Raw genomic sequence first — 17,102 nt, forward strand, 5'->3', positions numbered from 1 at the left:
CCTGAATATCTATTGTAACTTACAATAGATCAACGATTTGATAAGATATATCGATTTACCTAAAAAAATGACAATCATCCTATCTTTTATTTCACTTATCAAATTTTAAATCCATAAAAACGCCGTAATGATCCCTTGGAAATACGTGTGATGAAGTTAATGCTAAATCTCCAAATACAGATACATTTTCTATATTTAGAGATTCAAACGAATCCTTCTCTTGTATCAAAATCCAATCATATCGTTCTTCTTGCTTTTCATCCCCTATTAAATTTGTATTCTTTCCATAATCTAAAGTTGGCTGAGCAAGAATGTTATCTTGATTTTCTTTAAGCTGAGCCACGTCTATCCATTGATTACTTATTAAGTATTGATGCACCCCTGAATGTGGTTCATCATTAAAATCACCACATAATAATTCGTAGCCACTACCTCTGTTTTTAATCCAATTATTCACCGTATCCAATTGCTCTTGTCTTACCTTACTAGATTTCCAATTTAAATGAACATTCGTTACCCCGAGCTTATACTCTTTATATTTTAACATGATTCGAATGGCACAATAATTCGATTCCTCTATATCTGTTTCCCAAATAGCTTCTTCAGCTAAGATAGGAACTTTACTTAAAAAAGCTAGGCCTTTATCTGGAGAATCTGGATACTCTTTAAATACACAGACCGGATATCCAGATTGATCCGCTATATACTGCGCAACATTTTTCTTCAATTCATACTTAGCACAACTTCCCACTTCCTGTAGAGCAAGAATATGCGGGGAAATATTGCGAACCTCCTCACAAATGGCTTCTAATCTCTCAAACCAAAAACTCTCGTGATTCCATATATTGAAAATAGCAATTCGAATTACATCACTACAATTTAACATTTTATTTCACCAAATGTAATTTTCATATTCGGAGCATAAACTAAAGATGCATGTATATGAAACACTTCAAAAAATCGTAGTTCTGCTTCATATTGAGCAAGCGCTTCAGCAAATGTTAAGCCCCGACTCATTAAACGTTCTATAAATTGCTGTTTATCACCCGGATTGCCTGCAATCCCCTCTTCTTTTAGAGAATTATATAATCCTTGCTTATCATTTTGATTTAAATTAGAATCTAAAAAATTCACTTTATCACTTACTCTACATTCAATATTTTTAACACCTAATTCACTTAAATACATTGGTATTTTCATGCCAATATTGCCATCTTTACCACTTCTGTGTGCATCTTCTTCAAATAACTTCTGCAAAACACCAAGCTGGATAATTTCCGATTGAATTAATCCGTCTAGCGTGTATGAGGACATATTAGAAATCCAATTCGGCTCAAAACATATTATCTTTCCTCCCTCCTTAATTGAATTTATCATTTTTTGCAACATCGTTTTGGGCGAATTCATATGTAATAAGAAAGCATGACTGACAGCTATATCATATTTATTTTCCAATTCAATTTCTGTAGCATCTCCTTCAATAAATTCTGATTCATATGGAAGCGAACGAAACAACTCTCTCGCTTCAGCTATTAATGCTTCCCCGCTATCAATACCTGTATACTTTGATCCATTTGGAAGTAACGGCAACAAAATTAATCCTAAGTAGCCATACCCACAACCGTAATCAACAATATGTACTGGCTCAGAAATCTTCCAAACTGTATTTACTAAAAAACTTAAATAATCATCGTTATAATATAAATCTCTCGTATTTCTTAAATACTCTAGCTTACTATTCCAATCATACTCTTCCAAGTACAACACCTCCTTTTATATACAAAACTAAAGTTCTCCATTCAATAAACGTATTCCTATGTTTCTAATATTTTTAGAGATTTTTAGTTCTAATTATTGCGTTAAATCGTACATGTTCTTTACTCTCCACCTATTTGACAAACTAATTTTTAAAAAAATAAAAAGGATTACATACCTGAAACGATATATAATCCTTTTCATAAAAAAGAAATACATAGAAGTTTAGATAGTACAATCACAATCTGAGTAATCGGTACAATCTATTACGTCACAATCTAAATTTCTCTTTTTTTTGCTTCTTTTTAAATAAAAATATAGTAGCACCATAAATAATAGGCAAATAACAAAAGCTATTGTTGCTTCTATATATTTTTCATGAATGATAAAACCAATTCCACTTCCACCTGATATAAAAATTAGAATTATGTAAATCCAAAACATGTAAGTAGCTACCTCCGTTGATATGTGGTTTAAGATGTAATCCATATAATACTAGCTGCAATAAATAATCCCATACCATTACCGCTTAATAAGCCAGTAGTTACTCTTAGCAAATTTATGCTGCTTCGCCATTTCCACTTTTGGGTGAATCCATCAATTAATAATGGAATTTGAGCAAAAAAAGATAGCATTAATGAGAGACTAAACGAAGGTGTTATTAAAAAGTAAATTGGAAACATACATAAACCAATAAACATACCTGTGCATCGCGCACATAAAGGCATGTATTTTTGTAGTTTAAGAAAACCCCTTTCCGGTAGTCTATGACAAGGAATTTTTAAAATAAAACTTCGAATCAATACGAACCATCCTCTCTACAAATATTTTAATTGATTTCGTAACAAAATTATAGAATTCTTACACTTCGTAGCGTATAACACTTTATAAATAAGAATTTATTTAAGAAAATACAAAAAGACAAATCAGGTTAATGACCGTCTGATTTGCCTTTTTGTTACAAAATTTTTATTTTACATCTCCTCAGGTGCCCCTACCCCAAGTAAACGTAATCCCTCTTTTAATACAACCGTCACAGCATAAGCTAATGCGAGTCTACTCTCTTTCTCTTCGCTCTCTTCTAATATACGAACATTTCCATAATATTTATTGAACGCTTGCGCTACATCTAATACGTATTTTGAAATAATAGATGGCTCATTTTTGTTGAAGGCCGCTTCAATTGCTTGCGGGAATTTATTGAGTAATTTTACTACACTCCAGCTGTAATCGTCTTTTAATTCAAAAGTACACGTTTCAAATTCTACACTTTCTTTTCTTAAAATAGAGCAGGCACGCGCATGTGTGTACTGCACATATGGTCCTGTTTCTCCTTCAAATTTCAACATATTTTCTAATGAGAATTCGATATTATGCATACGCTCATTTTTTAAATCGTGGAAGATAACTGCTCCAATACCGACTTGTTTTGCCACTTCTTCTTTTTGTTTTAAATTCGGATTTTTCTCTTCAATATTTTGTTCCGCAAGCGCAACAGCTTCTTCTAACACTTCTTCCAATGAAATAATTCTGCCCTTACGTGTCGACATTTTCTTACCATCTTTTAATATGAACCCGAACGGTACATGTTCCATACCATCGACCCAGTCATAACCAAGCTTTTTTAATACAGTGAAAAATTGATTGAAATGTAAGCTTTGTTCTGGGCCTACAACATATAAAGCTTTATCAAATTCGTATGTGTTTTGACGATACAATGCCGCTGTTAAATCACGTGTTGCGTAAATAGTTGCACCATCTGATTTTCTAATTAGGCAAGGCGGCATACCTTCTTTTTCTAAATTAACGACTAATGCGCCTTCTGATTCTTCAAGTAAATCGTGCTCTTCTAAAATCCCAATAAAGTCTTCCATTTTATCGTTATAGAAAGCTTCTCCTTGAAAGTTTGTAAATTCCACACCGAGAAGTTCATAAATACGAGAAAATTCTTTTAAAGACTCATGACGGAACCAATTCCAAAGTTCGACTGCTTCTTCATTTCCTTCTTCTAGTTTTTTAAACCATGAGCGTCCTTCTTCTTCTAGTTCTTTGTTCTCTTTTGCTTCTTCATGAAACTGAACATATAACTTAAATAACTCACGAATTGGATCCTCTTTAACAACTTCTTCATTTCCCCATTTTTTATATGCAGTAATTAACTTTCCAAACTGCGTGCCCCAATCGCCAATATAATTGATTCCGACAACTTCATGCCCACATTTTTCGGCGATATGTTTCAGCGAATTACCAATCATTGTAGAACGTAAATGCCCCATTGAAAAAGGTTTCGCGATATTAGGAGAGGAATAATCGATAACTACCGTTTTTTCACATCCAAAGTGATTTTGACCGTACTCTTCTTTCTCCGCTAAAATCGTTTTTAATACTTTATCACTTACTGTTTCACGATTAAAAAATACATTTACATAAGGACCCACAGCCTCTACTTTCGTAAAGAACGGATCATTTAATTTCTCCGCCAATTCCTTCGCTATAATAGCTGGTGATTTTTTATATTGCTTCGCTAGTGAAAAGCATGGGAACGCTGCATCTCCGAATTCATCTTGTTTTGGTGTTTCGATTAAATCTAAAATTTGATTTTGCGTTAATTCATTCGTAAAAATATTCGATAAACTTTTCGCAAACTGCGTTTTATAATTCATACTATAACCTCCTTATTTTTTAAAACACAAAAAACTCGTCTCTAAAAAAGAGACGAGTTTTAACCCGTGGTACCACCCTTGTTGTTCATTTCGAACCACTTTCCCGTTTATAACGAGGACAGGGGGCCTCGGCTTACTCTACTATTCGTTCAAGAAGCGTCTCCGAAGTGCGCTTCATCTTTTTCTTCTGCACTAGGCTCACACCATCCCTAGCTCGCTTTCCTTCTGAAAAAGATTACTCTCTTCATCACAGACAGTATATTTAATTATTGCTTATTATACATCTTTTCAAACAATTAGCAAGGGTCAATTACACCAAAGTGAAACTTAGCACTTTTTCTTTTGTATACGTGAAAATTATGTTTTTCAAATCTAGAACTACGAAAATGATCTTTCAGAACGACACGCTTTCTCGCCACACGCTTCGCTTCCGCAATTGTTTCGTCAGTAATATCATGATACAAAGCGAAGTGTTTTAATCCTTTAATTCCATCTGATTCTATGACAGTTTCTTCAAACATTGGATCAAGGTAAACAACGTCATAACTATTATCTTCACATTGTTTTAAAAATGCAAAATGCTCTGTTTGCTTTACATCGATTCTTTGCATTGCTTCATCGATTTCAGAAACGGATGAAGACCATGTTTGCAAGCCTTTTCCCATGATGTAAGACATATATTCGTTTCCTTCAAGCCCTGTTACTTTTCCACTTTCACCAACAACATAACTAGCTACAATACTATCTGATGCCATACCGAGCGTACAATCTAATACTGTCATTCCGCTCTCTAATTTAGCAGCTTGTATAAATGGATCATGTTCTCCGCGCATTAACCTTTTCACACGAAACATCGCTGAGTTTGGATGAAAGAAAAACGACTCTTCCGTACCTTTTGGATAAATGGCTAATCGATTTTTCCCTACGACAAGTACATCTTGTTCATACTGCTCATGCAGTTTATTTACTGGTATGTCATTACGTTTAACGAAAGAAAGATTTAATTCTGCTGCTACCTTGTTTGCATAATCTTTCATTTCTTTATTTGTTCTTCCTGCTGTTGTTACTATCATTTTTTCACCTCTATATAAAGAAAAGAGGGAGATTCACTCTCCCCCTACTTTAGCAATTCTTTTCGAAAGCTTGTTCTAAGTTTGTAATAATTTCGTCCATTGTTGCGCCTTCAATTTCATGACGGTGAATGAAGTGAACAACTTCTTTTCCTTTTAGTAATGCCATAGATGGTGAAGATGGAGGAATTTCTCCGAAGTATTCACGCATTTTTACAGTAGCATCTTTATCTTGACCTGCAAATACAGTTACAAGATGATCAGGTTGTTTTTCAGCACGTACAACCGCTTGACCTGCTGATGGGCGTGCTAAACCAGCTGCACAACCACAAACAGAGTTTACAACTACTAAAGTTGTACCTGATGCATTCTCCATAAATTCTGTTACAGCTTCTTCTGTAGTTAACTCTTCAAATCCAGAACGCACTAACTCTTGGCGCATTGGAATTACCATTTGACGCATGTATTCTTCATATGCATTTGACATCTTGTATCTCTCCTTCAACTTTCATTCCAAATTTATCATATCATGCTCTATTAATAGGTGCAAAAGAAAGATAACGATGATTTCATTTTTTTGTAGGGATTTCACAAACCCCTTCACGACAGTGTCCAACTGGGACAAGTTTTCTATTGTTGGCAATATAATCGTATACTTTACTTCCAAATCCAAGTACGATAGATAGTTTTATAAAAGGTACTGCAAACCAATAAGATGGAACGGCCTTTGCTAATACGTTAATGCTATGAATTCCGTCATACCACTTATTATTTTTTAAAATATACAATCTTTGTTCCATTTTACTTTGTAATTCTTGAGAAAGTTCATACTTCTCAACTACATCTTCATCTCGAAATGAAACAAATTTCATCTTACCCTTTTTATCTAATCTTTTCGTACGTTCTGCAACCGCCGTACACATCGGGCACCAACTATCATAGAAAACAATCATAAACTATTCCCCTTTACGAGACTCCGTCATTTGCTTCCATACTGATCCTTTTGCTTCTTCGCCGCCTTCAATACGTTCTAAAGCTAAACGTGCTTGCATCGCCACTTCAAACTCCGGATCATCTTCTGCTGCTTTTAGTGCCGGAATTGCACTTTCATCACCAAGTTCAAATAAGAACATTGCTGCACGCCAGCGTACTAATTTACTTGAATCTTTCAGAGATTTAATCATAACGAACATCGCTGCTGGATCACCTACGTCCGATAAGCAATCTCCTGCTGTACGACGAACACTTACTGAACGATCTAATAACGCTTTATATAATAACGGCAATACTCCATCACCTTTTACCATACCTAAATAAGCTGTTGCTAAACGGCGGATAGATACTTTCTCATCATCTAATGCCATTTTCAATACCATCATATCTTCTTCCGTTGGATCCATTTGTTCTAAAGCTGCAAAACGGTTTTTCCAGTCAGAATCTTTCATCATCTCTTCTGTTACTTTATATGGCTCACGCTTTTGAATCGTTACTTCAACAGCACCTGCTTGATCTAATAATTCTTTAACCGTTTCATTTACACGTTCTTCTGAATAAGCAGCAATAATTTCTTCTACTACTTCTTTCCCGATTTCTTCAAAATTACCGTAACGTGTACTTTGCTCTACCCACTTACGCTCTTTCACAACGTTAGGTGCAGACATTTGCACTTTCATAATTGATTCTTTAAAACGATCAGGTAAACCAACACGCTCTTCTGAGGTTCCATCTGTTAACTTCACTTGCATCGGAATTGTAAAGAACATTTGAACAAACACTTTCACTTCTCCAAAATGAGAAAGTTGTTGTTCTTCGCTTTCTTCCACTATTTCTTCACCGAAAACAGCACGAACTTGTTGTAATAAAACTTTCCAGTCATACTTCGCATTTCGCTCCACTGCTAAAAAGTCTGCAACATGATACACACCTTTAATGCCTTCAATCTTCAAAATTTCTTGCACTTGCACTGGTGCTTGTTCTTTATTTTCATTTGTATAATTATTACGCGCTCCTGATGGTAATACTTCATTCAAAATAACTTTCATTGTATTCGGACTTGGCGTCGGTTCAATTGCTTTAATTTTCACGTAAAAATACTCTCCTTTATTGCGTGTTCTTAGCTGTATTGTAACATGTTACCCCTTTATACTCCTACTCGGATGCTTAATTTTATTGATTTCTTCCCATCATCATACTTTCTCTTTCCACCTAATTAATCCGAAACTATCGTTAAAAGTCTAATATTATTGCGATGCACCCTCCCTCCTTCTCTCCAGAAATGTAATACTCTCAATCAGAACTTCAGTTCTATATACTCTCTTTCCTTGTTCATCATCGTAATTACTCGTATGAATACGCCCTGTAATCCCAACAAGTGAGCCTTTCGTACAATATTCTGTTACATTTTCAGCCGACCTTCTCCATACAACACAATTAATAAAATCTACTTGCTGTTCACCTAAACTATTTCGAAAACCTCTATTCACCGCAACACATATTCGTGCATAAGCGACACCTTGTTTTGTGTAGTATAATTCTGGCTCCTTTGTCAATCTACCGATTAATACAACCCGATTCATCATAAGTTATACCACCTCACATATTTTTCTTCATTGTAAAGAAAAATGTTGGAAGGGTAAAAAGCGCAAAATGATATGTTTGTAAGCAAAAATTATTACTTTATATCTTACAAATCAAAAAAAGAAACCCTACATAGTTTAAACATGTAAGGTTTCCAAAAATATTATACTTCACTGCAAGATATGTAATATCCTCCGCGGGCCATCTTTATTTCAGCGCGGTACATTACATTTTCTAAGTAGAAAGTAATCGGTTTAACTTTACTCTCAATTTTTAATTGTTCATTACATTTAGCCGCATAGCTTTCAATAGCTGAACGAATAACTTCTGCTGATGGATATGTTAAAGCGTCATCTAGTTCTATGAAAAAACTTTTAGAAAATAGTTTTTTCATAATCCCTTTTTTCTCTTTCATCATATTCCATCCCCCTTCAATTTAAGTTGCCAACATCATATTTTCAATTTATCTTTGAAAATAAAAAAATCCTGCACATTTCATGCAGGATTTTTTTATTAGTCATTTTTCGTAAAGTAAGAAACGAAACGAAGAATTTCTAGGTATAACCATACTAGAGTCATCATTAGACCCATTGCACTGTACCATTCCATATATTTTGGAGCTTGACTACGTGCACCGCTTTCGATTAAATCGAAATCTAGTAATAGATTTAATGCAGCAACTACAATAATAACTGCACTAATGATCATACCAATTGTCCCACCTTGGTGAATATATGGAACAGAAACACCGAACATGTTTAGTAAGAATACGATTAAATACATAACCATAATTCCCATTGTTGCTGCCATAACACCTGTGCGGAATTTATCAGTTACCTTCACTACGCGTGTTGCATATAAAACTAACATCGCAAATAGAATTGAGATTGTTAGTAATACAGCGTTTAAAACGATAGAATCCTGAAATTTCATTGCATAAACTGCTGAAATACTTCCTAACACTACCCCTTCTACTGCCGCATAAATCGGTGCACCAATTGGTGATATGCGTGGGAAGAAGATAGATGCAAACGCAACGATTGTCGCAATAACTAAAGCACCAATTAATACTGGCATTTTCATCGTACCATTTGACATCTGTATGTATGAATAGACAGACGTTGCAAGCAGCAAGATAAGCATGATAAACGTTTTGCCTACTGTTCCGCCAATAGTCATCGCGGAAGTATTTGCTCCCTCTTTACGGAATGCCTCTTTTTTCAACATTGGATTAGATGTTCTCATTTTTTCCCTCCTAAAATAGGTTCTACCAATAGTGTAAAGTTTTTCTCTTTACTTTTCAATATATGCAGCTTGTTTTTATTTTAATCCTTCAACGATGTCGGATAGTTCACTCCATCGTTCCATCGTTTTTTCTAGCTCTTCTTCTATCTTCTGCCCTGCTTCAGATAATTCTTGGGCCTTTGTGAAGTCAGATCCAACATTCGTAAGTTCTTCTCCAATTGATTCAAGTTTCTCTTCTAGTTGTGCAATTGTATCTTCAATTGTTTCCCATTCACGCTGCTCATTGTAAGAAAGTTTACGTTTACGTTGTTGTTTCGGAGCCTCTTCTACTACTTTTTTCTCCTTTTGAACTTCTGCTTTCTCAATGAGTTCTCTCGTTTTTTCCATTTCTAAATACTCTGTATAACTACCTAGGAATTCACGCACTTCGCCTTCGCCAGTAAAGATGAACAATTCATCTACTACTTTATCTAAGAAGTAACGGTCATGCGATACAGTTAAAACGACACCTGGGAAATCTTCTAAATAATCTTCTAGCACTGTTAATGTTTGTGTGTCTAAATCATTCGTAGGCTCATCAAGTAATAGTACGTTTGGTTCTCCCATTAAAATACGCAATAAATATAACCGTCTTCTTTCGCCACCAGATAGTTTACCAAGCGTTGTTCCATGTGAATGCGGTAGGAATAAGAAACGTTCTAACATTTGAGATGCGCCAATTACTTTTCCATCTGTCGTATGAATAACTTCCGCAATTTCTTTAATGTATTCAATCATACGCTGGTTTAAATTCATCTCTTCATTTTCTTGCGTATAATAGGCAACTTTTACAGTTTGTCCTACTTCAATTTCACCACTATCAGGAGAGAATTTTCCTGCAAGCATATTTAATAGTGATGATTTTCCGCTTCCATTTGCTCCGATAATTCCAATACGATCACCAGGCTTCACAATATGATTAAAGTTATGTAATACTGTTTTATCACCAAATTTTTTCGTTACATCTTTTAATTCAAGTACTTTCTTTCCTAAACGACTTCCACTTAGTGCAATATCAACTGATTGCTTCGCTGCTGGTCCTTCTTGTCCCTTTAGCTCATCAAAACGCTGAATACGCGCCTTTTGTTTCGTAGAACGGGCTTTTGCACCACGGCGAATCCAAGCAAGTTCACGACGATATAAATTTTGGCGTTTTGATTCTTGTGCCGATTCTTGCTCTTCACGAAGTGCTTTCGCTTCTAAAAATGTACTGTAGTTTCCTTCGTAGCTATACAGTTTACCGTTATCTAATTCAAAAATACGGTTTGTCACACGATCTAAGAAATAACGATCATGGGTTACAAGTAATACCGCACCTGTATATCTTGCTAAATATTCTTCTAACCATTCAACTGTCTCATGGTCAAGGTGGTTCGTGGGCTCATCCAAAATTAATAAATCAGGTGTTTCAATAAAACATTGCGCCATTGCAATACGCTTTTTTTGTCCACCAGATAGGTTTCCAACAGTTGCTGTAAAATCAGTAATTCCTAATTTCGTTAATAACGATTTTGCATTCGCATTTGCTTCCCATGCACTCATCGCATCCATACGTTGCTGCACTGCAAATAATTGTTCCTGTACTTTTTCATTACTTGGATCTTTTTCGATATTTAATAACGATTGTTCATAATCACGAAGAAGACGAATTAAAGGTGTATCACCATGGAACACTTGCTCTAATACTGTTAGTTTTTCATCAAACTCTGGTTGCTGTGATAAATAACTAATTGTATATCCGCGTGAATGCGTCATATCACCTGTATCAGGAGTTTCTAATCCTGCAATAATTTTTAATAACGTTGATTTACCAGTACCGTTTACACCGATAATTCCGACACGTTGTCCTTCTGTAATACTACATGATAATCCATCAAATAACGGTTTTTCTCCGTATGATTTCGATAAGTTCTCCACAGTTAACATTTTCATATTTGTGCATTCCACTCTTTCATAAATTGTTCAATAAACTGTTCCATATAACGATGACGAACTTCAGCCTCTTGTTTTGCTGCGTTCGTGTTCATTAAATCTTTTAGTTTTAAAAGCTTTTCATAAAAATGATTTAAAGATGGATCATTATTTTTTCTATATTCATCTTTCGTCATCACTTCTCGAGGAGGGATAGTTGGATCATACATTAATCTCCCTTTCGCTCCTCCGTATGCAAACGTTCGAGCTATTCCAATTGCACCAAGAGCATCTAAACGATCCGCATCTTGAACAATTCTCCCTTCAAGTGACTCAACTGTGCCACCATGACCGCCCTTATAAGACATATTGGCGATGATATGAAGAACATGCTTACTTTCCTCTTCTTCAACACGTAACTCTTCTAACCAATCAGAAACTTTTTTCATTCCTGCTTCTTCACTCTCATTTAACTTCTCATCTGCTACATCGTGAAGTAATGCTGCCATTTCAATTATAAAACGATTTCCCCCTTCTTGCTCGGATAAAGAAATCGCCAATTTATGTACGCGTTCAATATGATACCAATCATGCCCACTCGCATCTTTTTCTAAAATATGCTTTACGAAAGTTATTGTTTTTTGTATTTTTTCTTGTTTTATCATTTTATCTTCACCCAGTTACTTATTGTAACACGCCCGCATTTTTTCATCACATATTTTCTTGTCCGCCCATACACTAGGTGGTAAGCATCATTATGAAGGAGGAATAAAAATGTTCTATAATAACCAACCGCCTTACCCACAACAACCTCTTTATCCTCAACATCAGGAACAAAGATATGCTGAACAATATGAGGAGCAAGAATTACAACAGCAAGAACAACAATACGAACAAAATCCATACGCTACACCGCAAACTCAAGAACAACAAAATCCATATGACACACGTCCAAATTATGAATATCCTCAAAATCCATATGCAGCACCGCAAACTCAAGAACAACAAAATCCATACCCAACTCAGCAAACTCAAGAACAACAAAATCCATACCCAACTCAGCCACAACAACCACAATACCAACAACAAATGTATCAACCCAACTACGACGCACGTGTCTCACCACCAAAACCACCAACAATCGATCCGACGCAACCTCAAATTTTACCACCTGGACCTACATTCGATATTACGCAGCCTCAAATTTTACCACCTGGACCTATTACAGAACCAACGCAACAACAAATTCAACAAGTTGTCGGTACACAGTTTTTACCTTTAAAGAAACCTGTACTTGATTTCGTAAAACCTTGGGTAGATTACGGCTTGAATGAAGCGAAACATACATCACACAAACATGCTTTAACAGAAGTTGCTGCGATTATGTTCTTAGTTGGCAAAGGATTTAATCCGACGATTGCACATTATATTGTGGAATCTTGGGAGAAGAATGAGCAGTTTTAATCTTATTCATCTTGTGTTAAGCAAAACTATAAAAGTGTCGCAAACGCCTGTTATACAAGCATTTGTGACACTTTTTCATTTGTTATATTACATTCTATTTCAATAGGGAATTTCATATTTTTTCACGTGTTTTTATATTATTTGTGAGCAAAATGTGAGCAAATAATAGCCTTTTAATTAAACTGTATTAAATCGATTTTTATTTTAAAAACAATTCATTTAACATACATTTCTACAATAAATATTGTATTACAATCACCTTGATAAATAGGTATTACCGTTCCCATTTTTGAACTTGTGTGCGGAACAAATTTCAGGATATTAATTCAAATCAAATTCATTGTGAAACATTACTTTATCAGCCTTTTGTATATTCGATAAATCAAAATAACCCAAAATGCACTGTATAAAATCGGGCATTTTTAAATCTAAAACAAAAGAGCATAGCGTGTATATAAGGTGATACCAACACTCTATATACCGTCCGCCTACGCTAGATAGGCACAAACACTTGCTGTACTCTTACGGACTATTTTACAGTACGTAAGAGCTCCTTAACAACAGTTTGCTTACAATTGGCATTCTGTTGCTTTTTTGTTTATACAAAGGGGCTAATTAATGATGGAAAAGAAACGTATCGATGTTATCGCAAGTAAAGAATCCTTCCATAATTTATCATCATTCACAGATTTAGAAGAACTAAATAAAACTGTACGTACATACAGAGACAACATTCGTATGTCTATTAAACGTACTGACGTACAATCTAAATTAATTACATTACTTGAAATTTTAAAGCGCCACAGCTTTAAATATGTAGGTGTTAGTTTCCTATGCAGAAATAGAATTGCTGCATAGATGGAAGTTTCATATAAAACTGTACAACGTTTAATGAAGAAACTTGTCGATTTAGAGATGATTAAACAAGTGGCAATGAAGCGCACAAAAGATATGCTACAAACTTCTAATGCCATTATCATTCAACCAATTGTGGAAGAAGTATCCGACAAGGTAAATACAAAAACTCCTACAAAGTGCCCTACCATTAAAACAACCCCTTCTTCCTTAAAACAAAATATAAAAGATAAAAACAAACGTAATAGTAATGAGAATAGCAATACTCCTGAAAAAAACATTAAAGAAGCTGATTTCGTAGCTCACTGGGTACCAGAACGTTTTGTTTCTTTAACTAGCTCTTTTTACAGTGAATCAAAAACAATTCAAGAACTGTGGAAGGTCGTAAGACAGTGCAATAAAGTTACAAACTTCTCTACAGGTGATAAAGCATTTACTAAGGACCAAGAGGTTACTAATATAACGCGCGAAAACGGTGATAAATTCAGAAAATCGATCCCCTCCTCCGGTGCCCCTTAGAGCAATTTTTGATGAAATATTTTAAGGGGGGGTGCTGTTTCCGAATCATTTTCACCACTTTTCATCATGTTCCCATTTGTTGATTTTCTTTTTAAATGTTCTTCCGTGTTCTTTATTGTGGCAATTAACACAGACTGTTTCGAGATTGTCTATTTCTAATGCAAGTTCTGGATGATGTTCTAGTTCTTTTATATGATGAACAACGAGTTGTATCTTCTTACGCTTTGCGCTCTCACTATACTCATTGGTATCAGTTTGAACTCGACCATTTCGTTTACATTCTTGGTTGGCACTCATAGTTGTCTCGTTTCTTTACTTGTTCTCGTATACTCTTCCACTCGCCACTGTAATAGAACTTACGCTTCTGTTGTTTGGTTTTGTATTCTTTCATAACCGAAAGAACTCTACCTGTTCTCCCACAATAGGATGATTATGCTGTATGCTTTTTGTGTTAATACCTTGTTCATCTGGTTCAACGTGTTCGGTGTGAATGTAAGAACCTAATCTACAATTATAGTTTGTCTTCCAATCAAAACTAACTCTTACTCTACCTTTTATCTCTTCGCCTTTATAAAGCACAATAGGAACAGCATTGATATCTGATTGCACAATTTGTAATAAAGGTTCTTCGTTAGCTTTTATATCATCCGATTGTTTGTACTTCCCTAACTTAAACATATCTACAAAAGCACCGTTACATTTCGGACAAACGGTTACTTCTTGATATTTTTCTTTAGATGGATGATACACCTTATTTTGATGACCACACGCTAAACATTCAGAACGATTGAAATATCTTGTTTCTGTACGTACCTCACACATCTATCCTCACTCCTTATCTATAAAATAAAAAGCACCCGAATGGATGCTTAGATTAAACTTATTCATTATCAATATCTCTACTTTCATCATTAACTGATTTCGGGTCTAACAAGCTTCCTATATCAGGCGGCAAAGTTAACTCTATACCAGCTACTGGCTGATTATCCTCATTAAAATAATACTTCTTTACCTTATTCAATTCTTCATTTTTCTTATTTTCACTCATATTCTCCCGCCTTTTATGTATGATATTAAACACTTTATTTAATATGTACATCGAGAAAGATAATATACTATTTTTTCAAATCTCACACGAATTATACACTTTTGGCATTATAAAAGAGCAACCATGCGTCAGTTGCCCTTTCGTCAAAATCTTATGCTATTACTATAAATACGGTAAATGAAGTTTTATTCTTCTTCCAACCACCTAACGTTGTTTACACTTATCTAGGTAACAATATTAAGTAACTGGAAGAAGAGCAAAAGCCCTTCTCCGTTTACACAACGTGAATTGCAATTGAATGTGAAATCAAGAAACAACTGTTCAGCCAATCTGCAACCATCGCCACCGGTTATGACGATCCATTTTCAGATATAAGGAGTTTTGTGAGCAATGTTTTCCGCCACTACTCACAATACAAAGATATCACGTTGATTCCAAAACAACCGACACATTTACTGCCAAAAAGCGGTCACGACTCTGCCAATTATTTTAATTTGCTAATCGCCTTTATTTCCCTAGACAACCTCACTGCAACAACCATAAAGAATAGATTGAATTTTATTTAGTTATTATGCTTGATCTGATTGTAGAACATGTAATGGAGGCGGAATAATCCAACCTTTTTTCTTATTCAGACGAAGTAATATAGCTCCAGCTTGGGCCTTTTTCATATGAAATTGACCAAACATCATTCCAACGTCTTCTCGAAGAGATTGTCCCATAGCTTGACTACATGCTACTAACCCAGCAGCAAGATCCATAGAAACTTTAGCTGCAATTTCTGCATCATTAATACGAGCACCAGGAGGAATCGTTTCAATAGATGCAACTGGTCTTTCTGGAGGTGCTGGTGGTAATGCAACACCATTCAATTTTAATATATTTTTTAATTCTTCAACTTCTGATTGAATATCATTCTCTACAAGGTTTTCTAAAAATTTCTTTAAATCCTCGTCTCCTGTGTGGTTAATAAGAACTTGATATCCAGCAATTGCACCTTGTGCCGCTGCAAGGTAACTCCAAATTCCAAAGACTTCTCCGTAGTGCATTGGTTCATTTTGTGGATTTCCACTTAAAATACCCATAAAAATATTCCTCCTTAAAGAAATTAGACTTTTAGCAACAATACTTACTATAGAAAAAATTTTCCCAACCATGTTCTTGATTAAAGAAAATAAATTCTTATAACTCATAAGGAACACCTTACCCAAATATAGTAATTACCTCTCATAGAATGTACCGTTACCAAAAATTTATTCTTATAAAGAATAAATACATTTCAATTAACTTAATCCATTATTATAAGTACTTTTAATAATAAAAATTAAAGATGTTTATTGGAATTTCAATTCAAATGGTTTTATATATTTTCAACCGAATATTGTCTAAAGGAACTGGAGATATTACTAAATACGAAAGGAGGGAAAACCATGAAGAAAAAACTTTCATCTATTTTAGGTGCCCTATTACTAACTATTATGGTTTTTGGTACAAGCGTCCATGCTGAATACGATGGATATAATACGAATAGAGTTAACAATACTACAACTCGAGTTAATGACTATAACACGAATAGAGTTAATGACTATCATATGAATAGAGTTAATAATGATGTGAGAACTCGAAATGTAAATACGACAAATGATTTAAATGATAATCGTAATAAAAATAATAATTGGGCTTGGCTTGGTTTACTGGGGCTAGTAGGATTATTTGGTCTTAGAAAAAAAGACAATGATCCAGAAAGACGTTAATGTAGAACATTGTATTTAATTTTAAAAAATATTTATTTATCAAAAAAATGCAAAATGAATCGCCTTTAATAAGGCGATTTTTTATTTTTTAAAAATCAATAACAATTGTGATTTGAGCCATAATTTTGCCGCTTGGGCAGGCTTATGGTTCTTTCGGTTTGTGGCGATCCTCCTATAACCTCAATGTTTGCCTATACTGTCC

At 34.7% G+C, this 17,102-nt stretch carries 19 protein-coding genes, 2 pseudogenes and 1 other annotated feature; of the genes and pseudogenes, 3 read left to right on the forward strand and 18 right to left on the reverse strand.

The genetic code is table 11. From position 1 onward, the window contains the following. Positions 1-91 precede the first annotated feature (91 nt). The 14 genes from MKX66_RS09035 to MKX66_RS09100 all read right to left on the reverse strand — a co-directional run bounded on the left by MKX66_RS09035 (position 92) and on the right by MKX66_RS09100 (position 11,925). Positions 92-886, reverse strand: coding sequence for an endonuclease/exonuclease/phosphatase family protein (locus MKX66_RS09035; RefSeq protein WP_341085954.1), 795 nt, complete (start codon positions 884-886; stop codon positions 92-94). Further along, a complete protein-coding gene (locus MKX66_RS09040) occupies positions 880-1,758 on the reverse strand; it encodes a class I SAM-dependent methyltransferase (RefSeq protein WP_215591195.1) in 879 nt (292 codons plus the stop codon). Before MKX66_RS09040 ends, MKX66_RS09035 begins: the two co-directional genes overlap by 7 nt. Positions 1,759-1,980: 222 nt before the next feature. Beyond that, positions 1,981-2,199 carry a hypothetical protein gene (locus MKX66_RS09045; protein WP_341085955.1) on the reverse strand — a complete coding sequence of 73 codons (219 nt, stop codon included), beginning with the start codon at positions 2,197-2,199 and terminating at the stop codon, positions 1,981-1,983. Positions 2,200-2,228: 29 nt separating this feature from the next. After that, positions 2,229-2,558, reverse strand: coding sequence for a DUF2085 domain-containing protein (locus tag MKX66_RS09050; protein WP_341085956.1), 330 nt, complete (start codon positions 2,556-2,558; stop codon positions 2,229-2,231). 171 nt (positions 2,559-2,729) lie between these two features. Then, entirely contained in the window at positions 2,730-4,418 is a 1,689-nt protein-coding gene (argS, locus tag MKX66_RS09055) for an arginine--tRNA ligase (protein ID WP_215591193.1), read from the reverse strand. 45 nt (positions 4,419-4,463) lie between these two features. Next, positions 4,464-4,678, reverse strand: a binding site (T-box leader). A gap of 36 nt (positions 4,679-4,714) precedes the next feature. After that, positions 4,715-5,491: a class I SAM-dependent methyltransferase gene (locus MKX66_RS09060; protein WP_215591192.1), complete on the reverse strand. Its 777-nt coding sequence runs from the start codon at positions 5,489-5,491 to the stop codon at positions 4,715-4,717. 49 nt (positions 5,492-5,540) lie between these two features. Beyond that, a complete protein-coding gene (locus MKX66_RS09065; protein ID WP_002012568.1) occupies positions 5,541-5,975 on the reverse strand; it encodes a BrxA/BrxB family bacilliredoxin in 435 nt (144 codons plus the stop codon). Between the two features lie 82 nt (positions 5,976-6,057). Continuing rightward, positions 6,058-6,441 (reverse strand): thiol-disulfide oxidoreductase DCC family protein, encoded by a 384-nt coding sequence (locus tag MKX66_RS09070; protein ID WP_002085930.1) that lies wholly within the window; start codon positions 6,439-6,441, stop codon positions 6,058-6,060. 3 nt (positions 6,442-6,444) lie between these two features. Beyond that, complete coding sequence (locus MKX66_RS09075; protein ID WP_016094150.1) at positions 6,445-7,572, reverse strand: conserved virulence factor C family protein; 1,128 nt, start codon at positions 7,570-7,572, stop codon at positions 6,445-6,447. Positions 7,573-7,728: 156 nt separating this feature from the next. Then, positions 7,729-8,067 (reverse strand): single-stranded DNA-binding protein, encoded by a 339-nt coding sequence (locus MKX66_RS09080; protein ID WP_002141572.1) that lies wholly within the window; start codon positions 8,065-8,067, stop codon positions 7,729-7,731. A gap of 161 nt (positions 8,068-8,228) precedes the next feature. Further along, complete coding sequence (locus MKX66_RS09085; protein WP_002012563.1) at positions 8,229-8,483, reverse strand: DUF4318 domain-containing protein; 255 nt, start codon at positions 8,481-8,483, stop codon at positions 8,229-8,231. A gap of 95 nt (positions 8,484-8,578) precedes the next feature. Beyond that, positions 8,579-9,310 carry a Bax inhibitor-1/YccA family protein gene (locus MKX66_RS09090; RefSeq protein WP_215591191.1) on the reverse strand — a complete coding sequence of 244 codons (732 nt, stop codon included), beginning with the start codon at positions 9,308-9,310 and terminating at the stop codon, positions 8,579-8,581. A gap of 75 nt (positions 9,311-9,385) precedes the next feature. Continuing rightward, positions 9,386-11,281: an ABC-F family ATP-binding cassette domain-containing protein gene (locus tag MKX66_RS09095; protein ID WP_002127139.1), complete on the reverse strand. Its 1,896-nt coding sequence runs from the start codon at positions 11,279-11,281 to the stop codon at positions 9,386-9,388. Then, positions 11,278-11,925, reverse strand: a complete 648-nt coding sequence (locus MKX66_RS09100) for an HD domain-containing protein (RefSeq protein WP_002065130.1) — start codon at positions 11,923-11,925, stop codon at positions 11,278-11,280. Before MKX66_RS09100 ends, MKX66_RS09095 begins: the two co-directional genes overlap by 4 nt. 109 nt (positions 11,926-12,034) lie before the next feature. On the opposite strand from MKX66_RS09100, the gene MKX66_RS09105 reads away from it, so the two are divergent. After that, on the forward strand, positions 12,035-12,724 hold the full coding sequence (locus MKX66_RS09105) for a hypothetical protein (RefSeq protein WP_113734563.1): 690 nt from the start codon (positions 12,035-12,037) through the stop codon (positions 12,722-12,724). A 621-nt stretch (positions 12,725-13,345) separates the two neighbouring features. After that, a pseudogene (locus MKX66_RS09110) lies at positions 13,346-14,035 on the forward strand (helix-turn-helix domain-containing protein); the annotation flags it as partial. 114 nt (positions 14,036-14,149) lie between these two features. On the opposite strand, the pseudogene MKX66_RS09115 reads toward MKX66_RS09110, so the two are convergent. From MKX66_RS09115 to MKX66_RS09130, 4 genes and pseudogenes are all read right to left on the reverse strand, one after another. Continuing rightward, positions 14,150-14,489 (reverse strand): annotated as a pseudogene (locus MKX66_RS09115) (HNH endonuclease). Beyond that, positions 14,486-14,920 carry a hypothetical protein gene (locus MKX66_RS09120; RefSeq protein WP_215591189.1) on the reverse strand — a complete coding sequence of 145 codons (435 nt, stop codon included), beginning with the start codon at positions 14,918-14,920 and terminating at the stop codon, positions 14,486-14,488. Before MKX66_RS09120 ends, MKX66_RS09115 begins: the two are co-directional and overlap by 4 nt. 58 nt (positions 14,921-14,978) lie before the next feature. Continuing rightward, a complete protein-coding gene (locus MKX66_RS09125) occupies positions 14,979-15,146 on the reverse strand; it encodes a hypothetical protein (RefSeq protein ID WP_044441988.1) in 168 nt (55 codons plus the stop codon). Between the two features lie 569 nt (positions 15,147-15,715). Then, positions 15,716-16,231 (reverse strand): DUF3231 family protein, encoded by a 516-nt coding sequence (locus tag MKX66_RS09130; protein ID WP_000512143.1) that lies wholly within the window; start codon positions 16,229-16,231, stop codon positions 15,716-15,718. A 345-nt stretch (positions 16,232-16,576) separates the two neighbouring features. Between MKX66_RS09130 and MKX66_RS09135 the strand changes: the two genes are divergently transcribed. Continuing rightward, complete coding sequence (locus tag MKX66_RS09135) at positions 16,577-16,900, forward strand: WGxxGxxG family protein (protein WP_215591188.1); 324 nt, start codon at positions 16,577-16,579, stop codon at positions 16,898-16,900. The last annotated feature ends 202 nt before the right edge of the window (positions 16,901-17,102 follow it).

Origin of the sequence: Bacillus sp. FSL R9-9530 (genome assembly GCF_038008145.1) — a bacterium.
Lineage (GTDB): Bacteria > Bacillota > Bacilli > Bacillales > Bacillaceae_G > Bacillus_A > Bacillus_A mycoides.

Coding starts and splice junctions, on each gene's coding strand:
- argS (WP_215591193.1), bottom strand. CDS start 4,418: ATGAATTATAAAACGCAGTTTGCGAAAAGTTTATCGAATATTTTTACG.
- MKX66_RS09100 (WP_002065130.1), bottom strand. CDS start 11,925: ATGATAAAACAAGAAAAAATACAAAAAACAATAACTTTCGTAAAGCAT.
- MKX66_RS09135 (WP_215591188.1), top strand. CDS start 16,577: ATGAAGAAAAAACTTTCATCTATTTTAGGTGCCCTATTACTAACTATT.
- MKX66_RS09120 (WP_215591189.1), bottom strand. CDS start 14,920: ATGTGTGAGGTACGTACAGAAACAAGATATTTCAATCGTTCTGAATGT.
- MKX66_RS09080 (WP_002141572.1), bottom strand. CDS start 8,067: ATGATGAATCGGGTTGTATTAATCGGTAGATTGACAAAGGAGCCAGAA.
- MKX66_RS09045 (WP_341085955.1), bottom strand. CDS start 2,199: ATGTTTTGGATTTACATAATTCTAATTTTTATATCAGGTGGAAGTGGA.
- MKX66_RS09035 (WP_341085954.1), bottom strand. CDS start 886: ATGTTAAATTGTAGTGATGTAATTCGAATTGCTATTTTCAATATATGG.
- MKX66_RS09085 (WP_002012563.1), bottom strand. CDS start 8,483: ATGATGAAAGAGAAAAAAGGGATTATGAAAAAACTATTTTCTAAAAGT.
- MKX66_RS09060 (WP_215591192.1), bottom strand. CDS start 5,491: ATGATAGTAACAACAGCAGGAAGAACAAATAAAGAAATGAAAGATTAT.
- MKX66_RS09130 (WP_000512143.1), bottom strand. CDS start 16,231: ATGGGTATTTTAAGTGGAAATCCACAAAATGAACCAATGCACTACGGA.
- MKX66_RS09090 (WP_215591191.1), bottom strand. CDS start 9,310: ATGAGAACATCTAATCCAATGTTGAAAAAAGAGGCATTCCGTAAAGAG.
- MKX66_RS09065 (WP_002012568.1), bottom strand. CDS start 5,975: ATGTCAAATGCATATGAAGAATACATGCGTCAAATGGTAATTCCAATG.
- MKX66_RS09070 (WP_002085930.1), bottom strand. CDS start 6,441: ATGATTGTTTTCTATGATAGTTGGTGCCCGATGTGTACGGCGGTTGCA.
- MKX66_RS09125 (WP_044441988.1), bottom strand. CDS start 15,146: ATGAGTGAAAATAAGAAAAATGAAGAATTGAATAAGGTAAAGAAGTAT.
- MKX66_RS09105 (WP_113734563.1), top strand. CDS start 12,035: ATGTTCTATAATAACCAACCGCCTTACCCACAACAACCTCTTTATCCT.
- MKX66_RS09095 (WP_002127139.1), bottom strand. CDS start 11,281: ATGAAAATGTTAACTGTGGAGAACTTATCGAAATCATACGGAGAAAAA.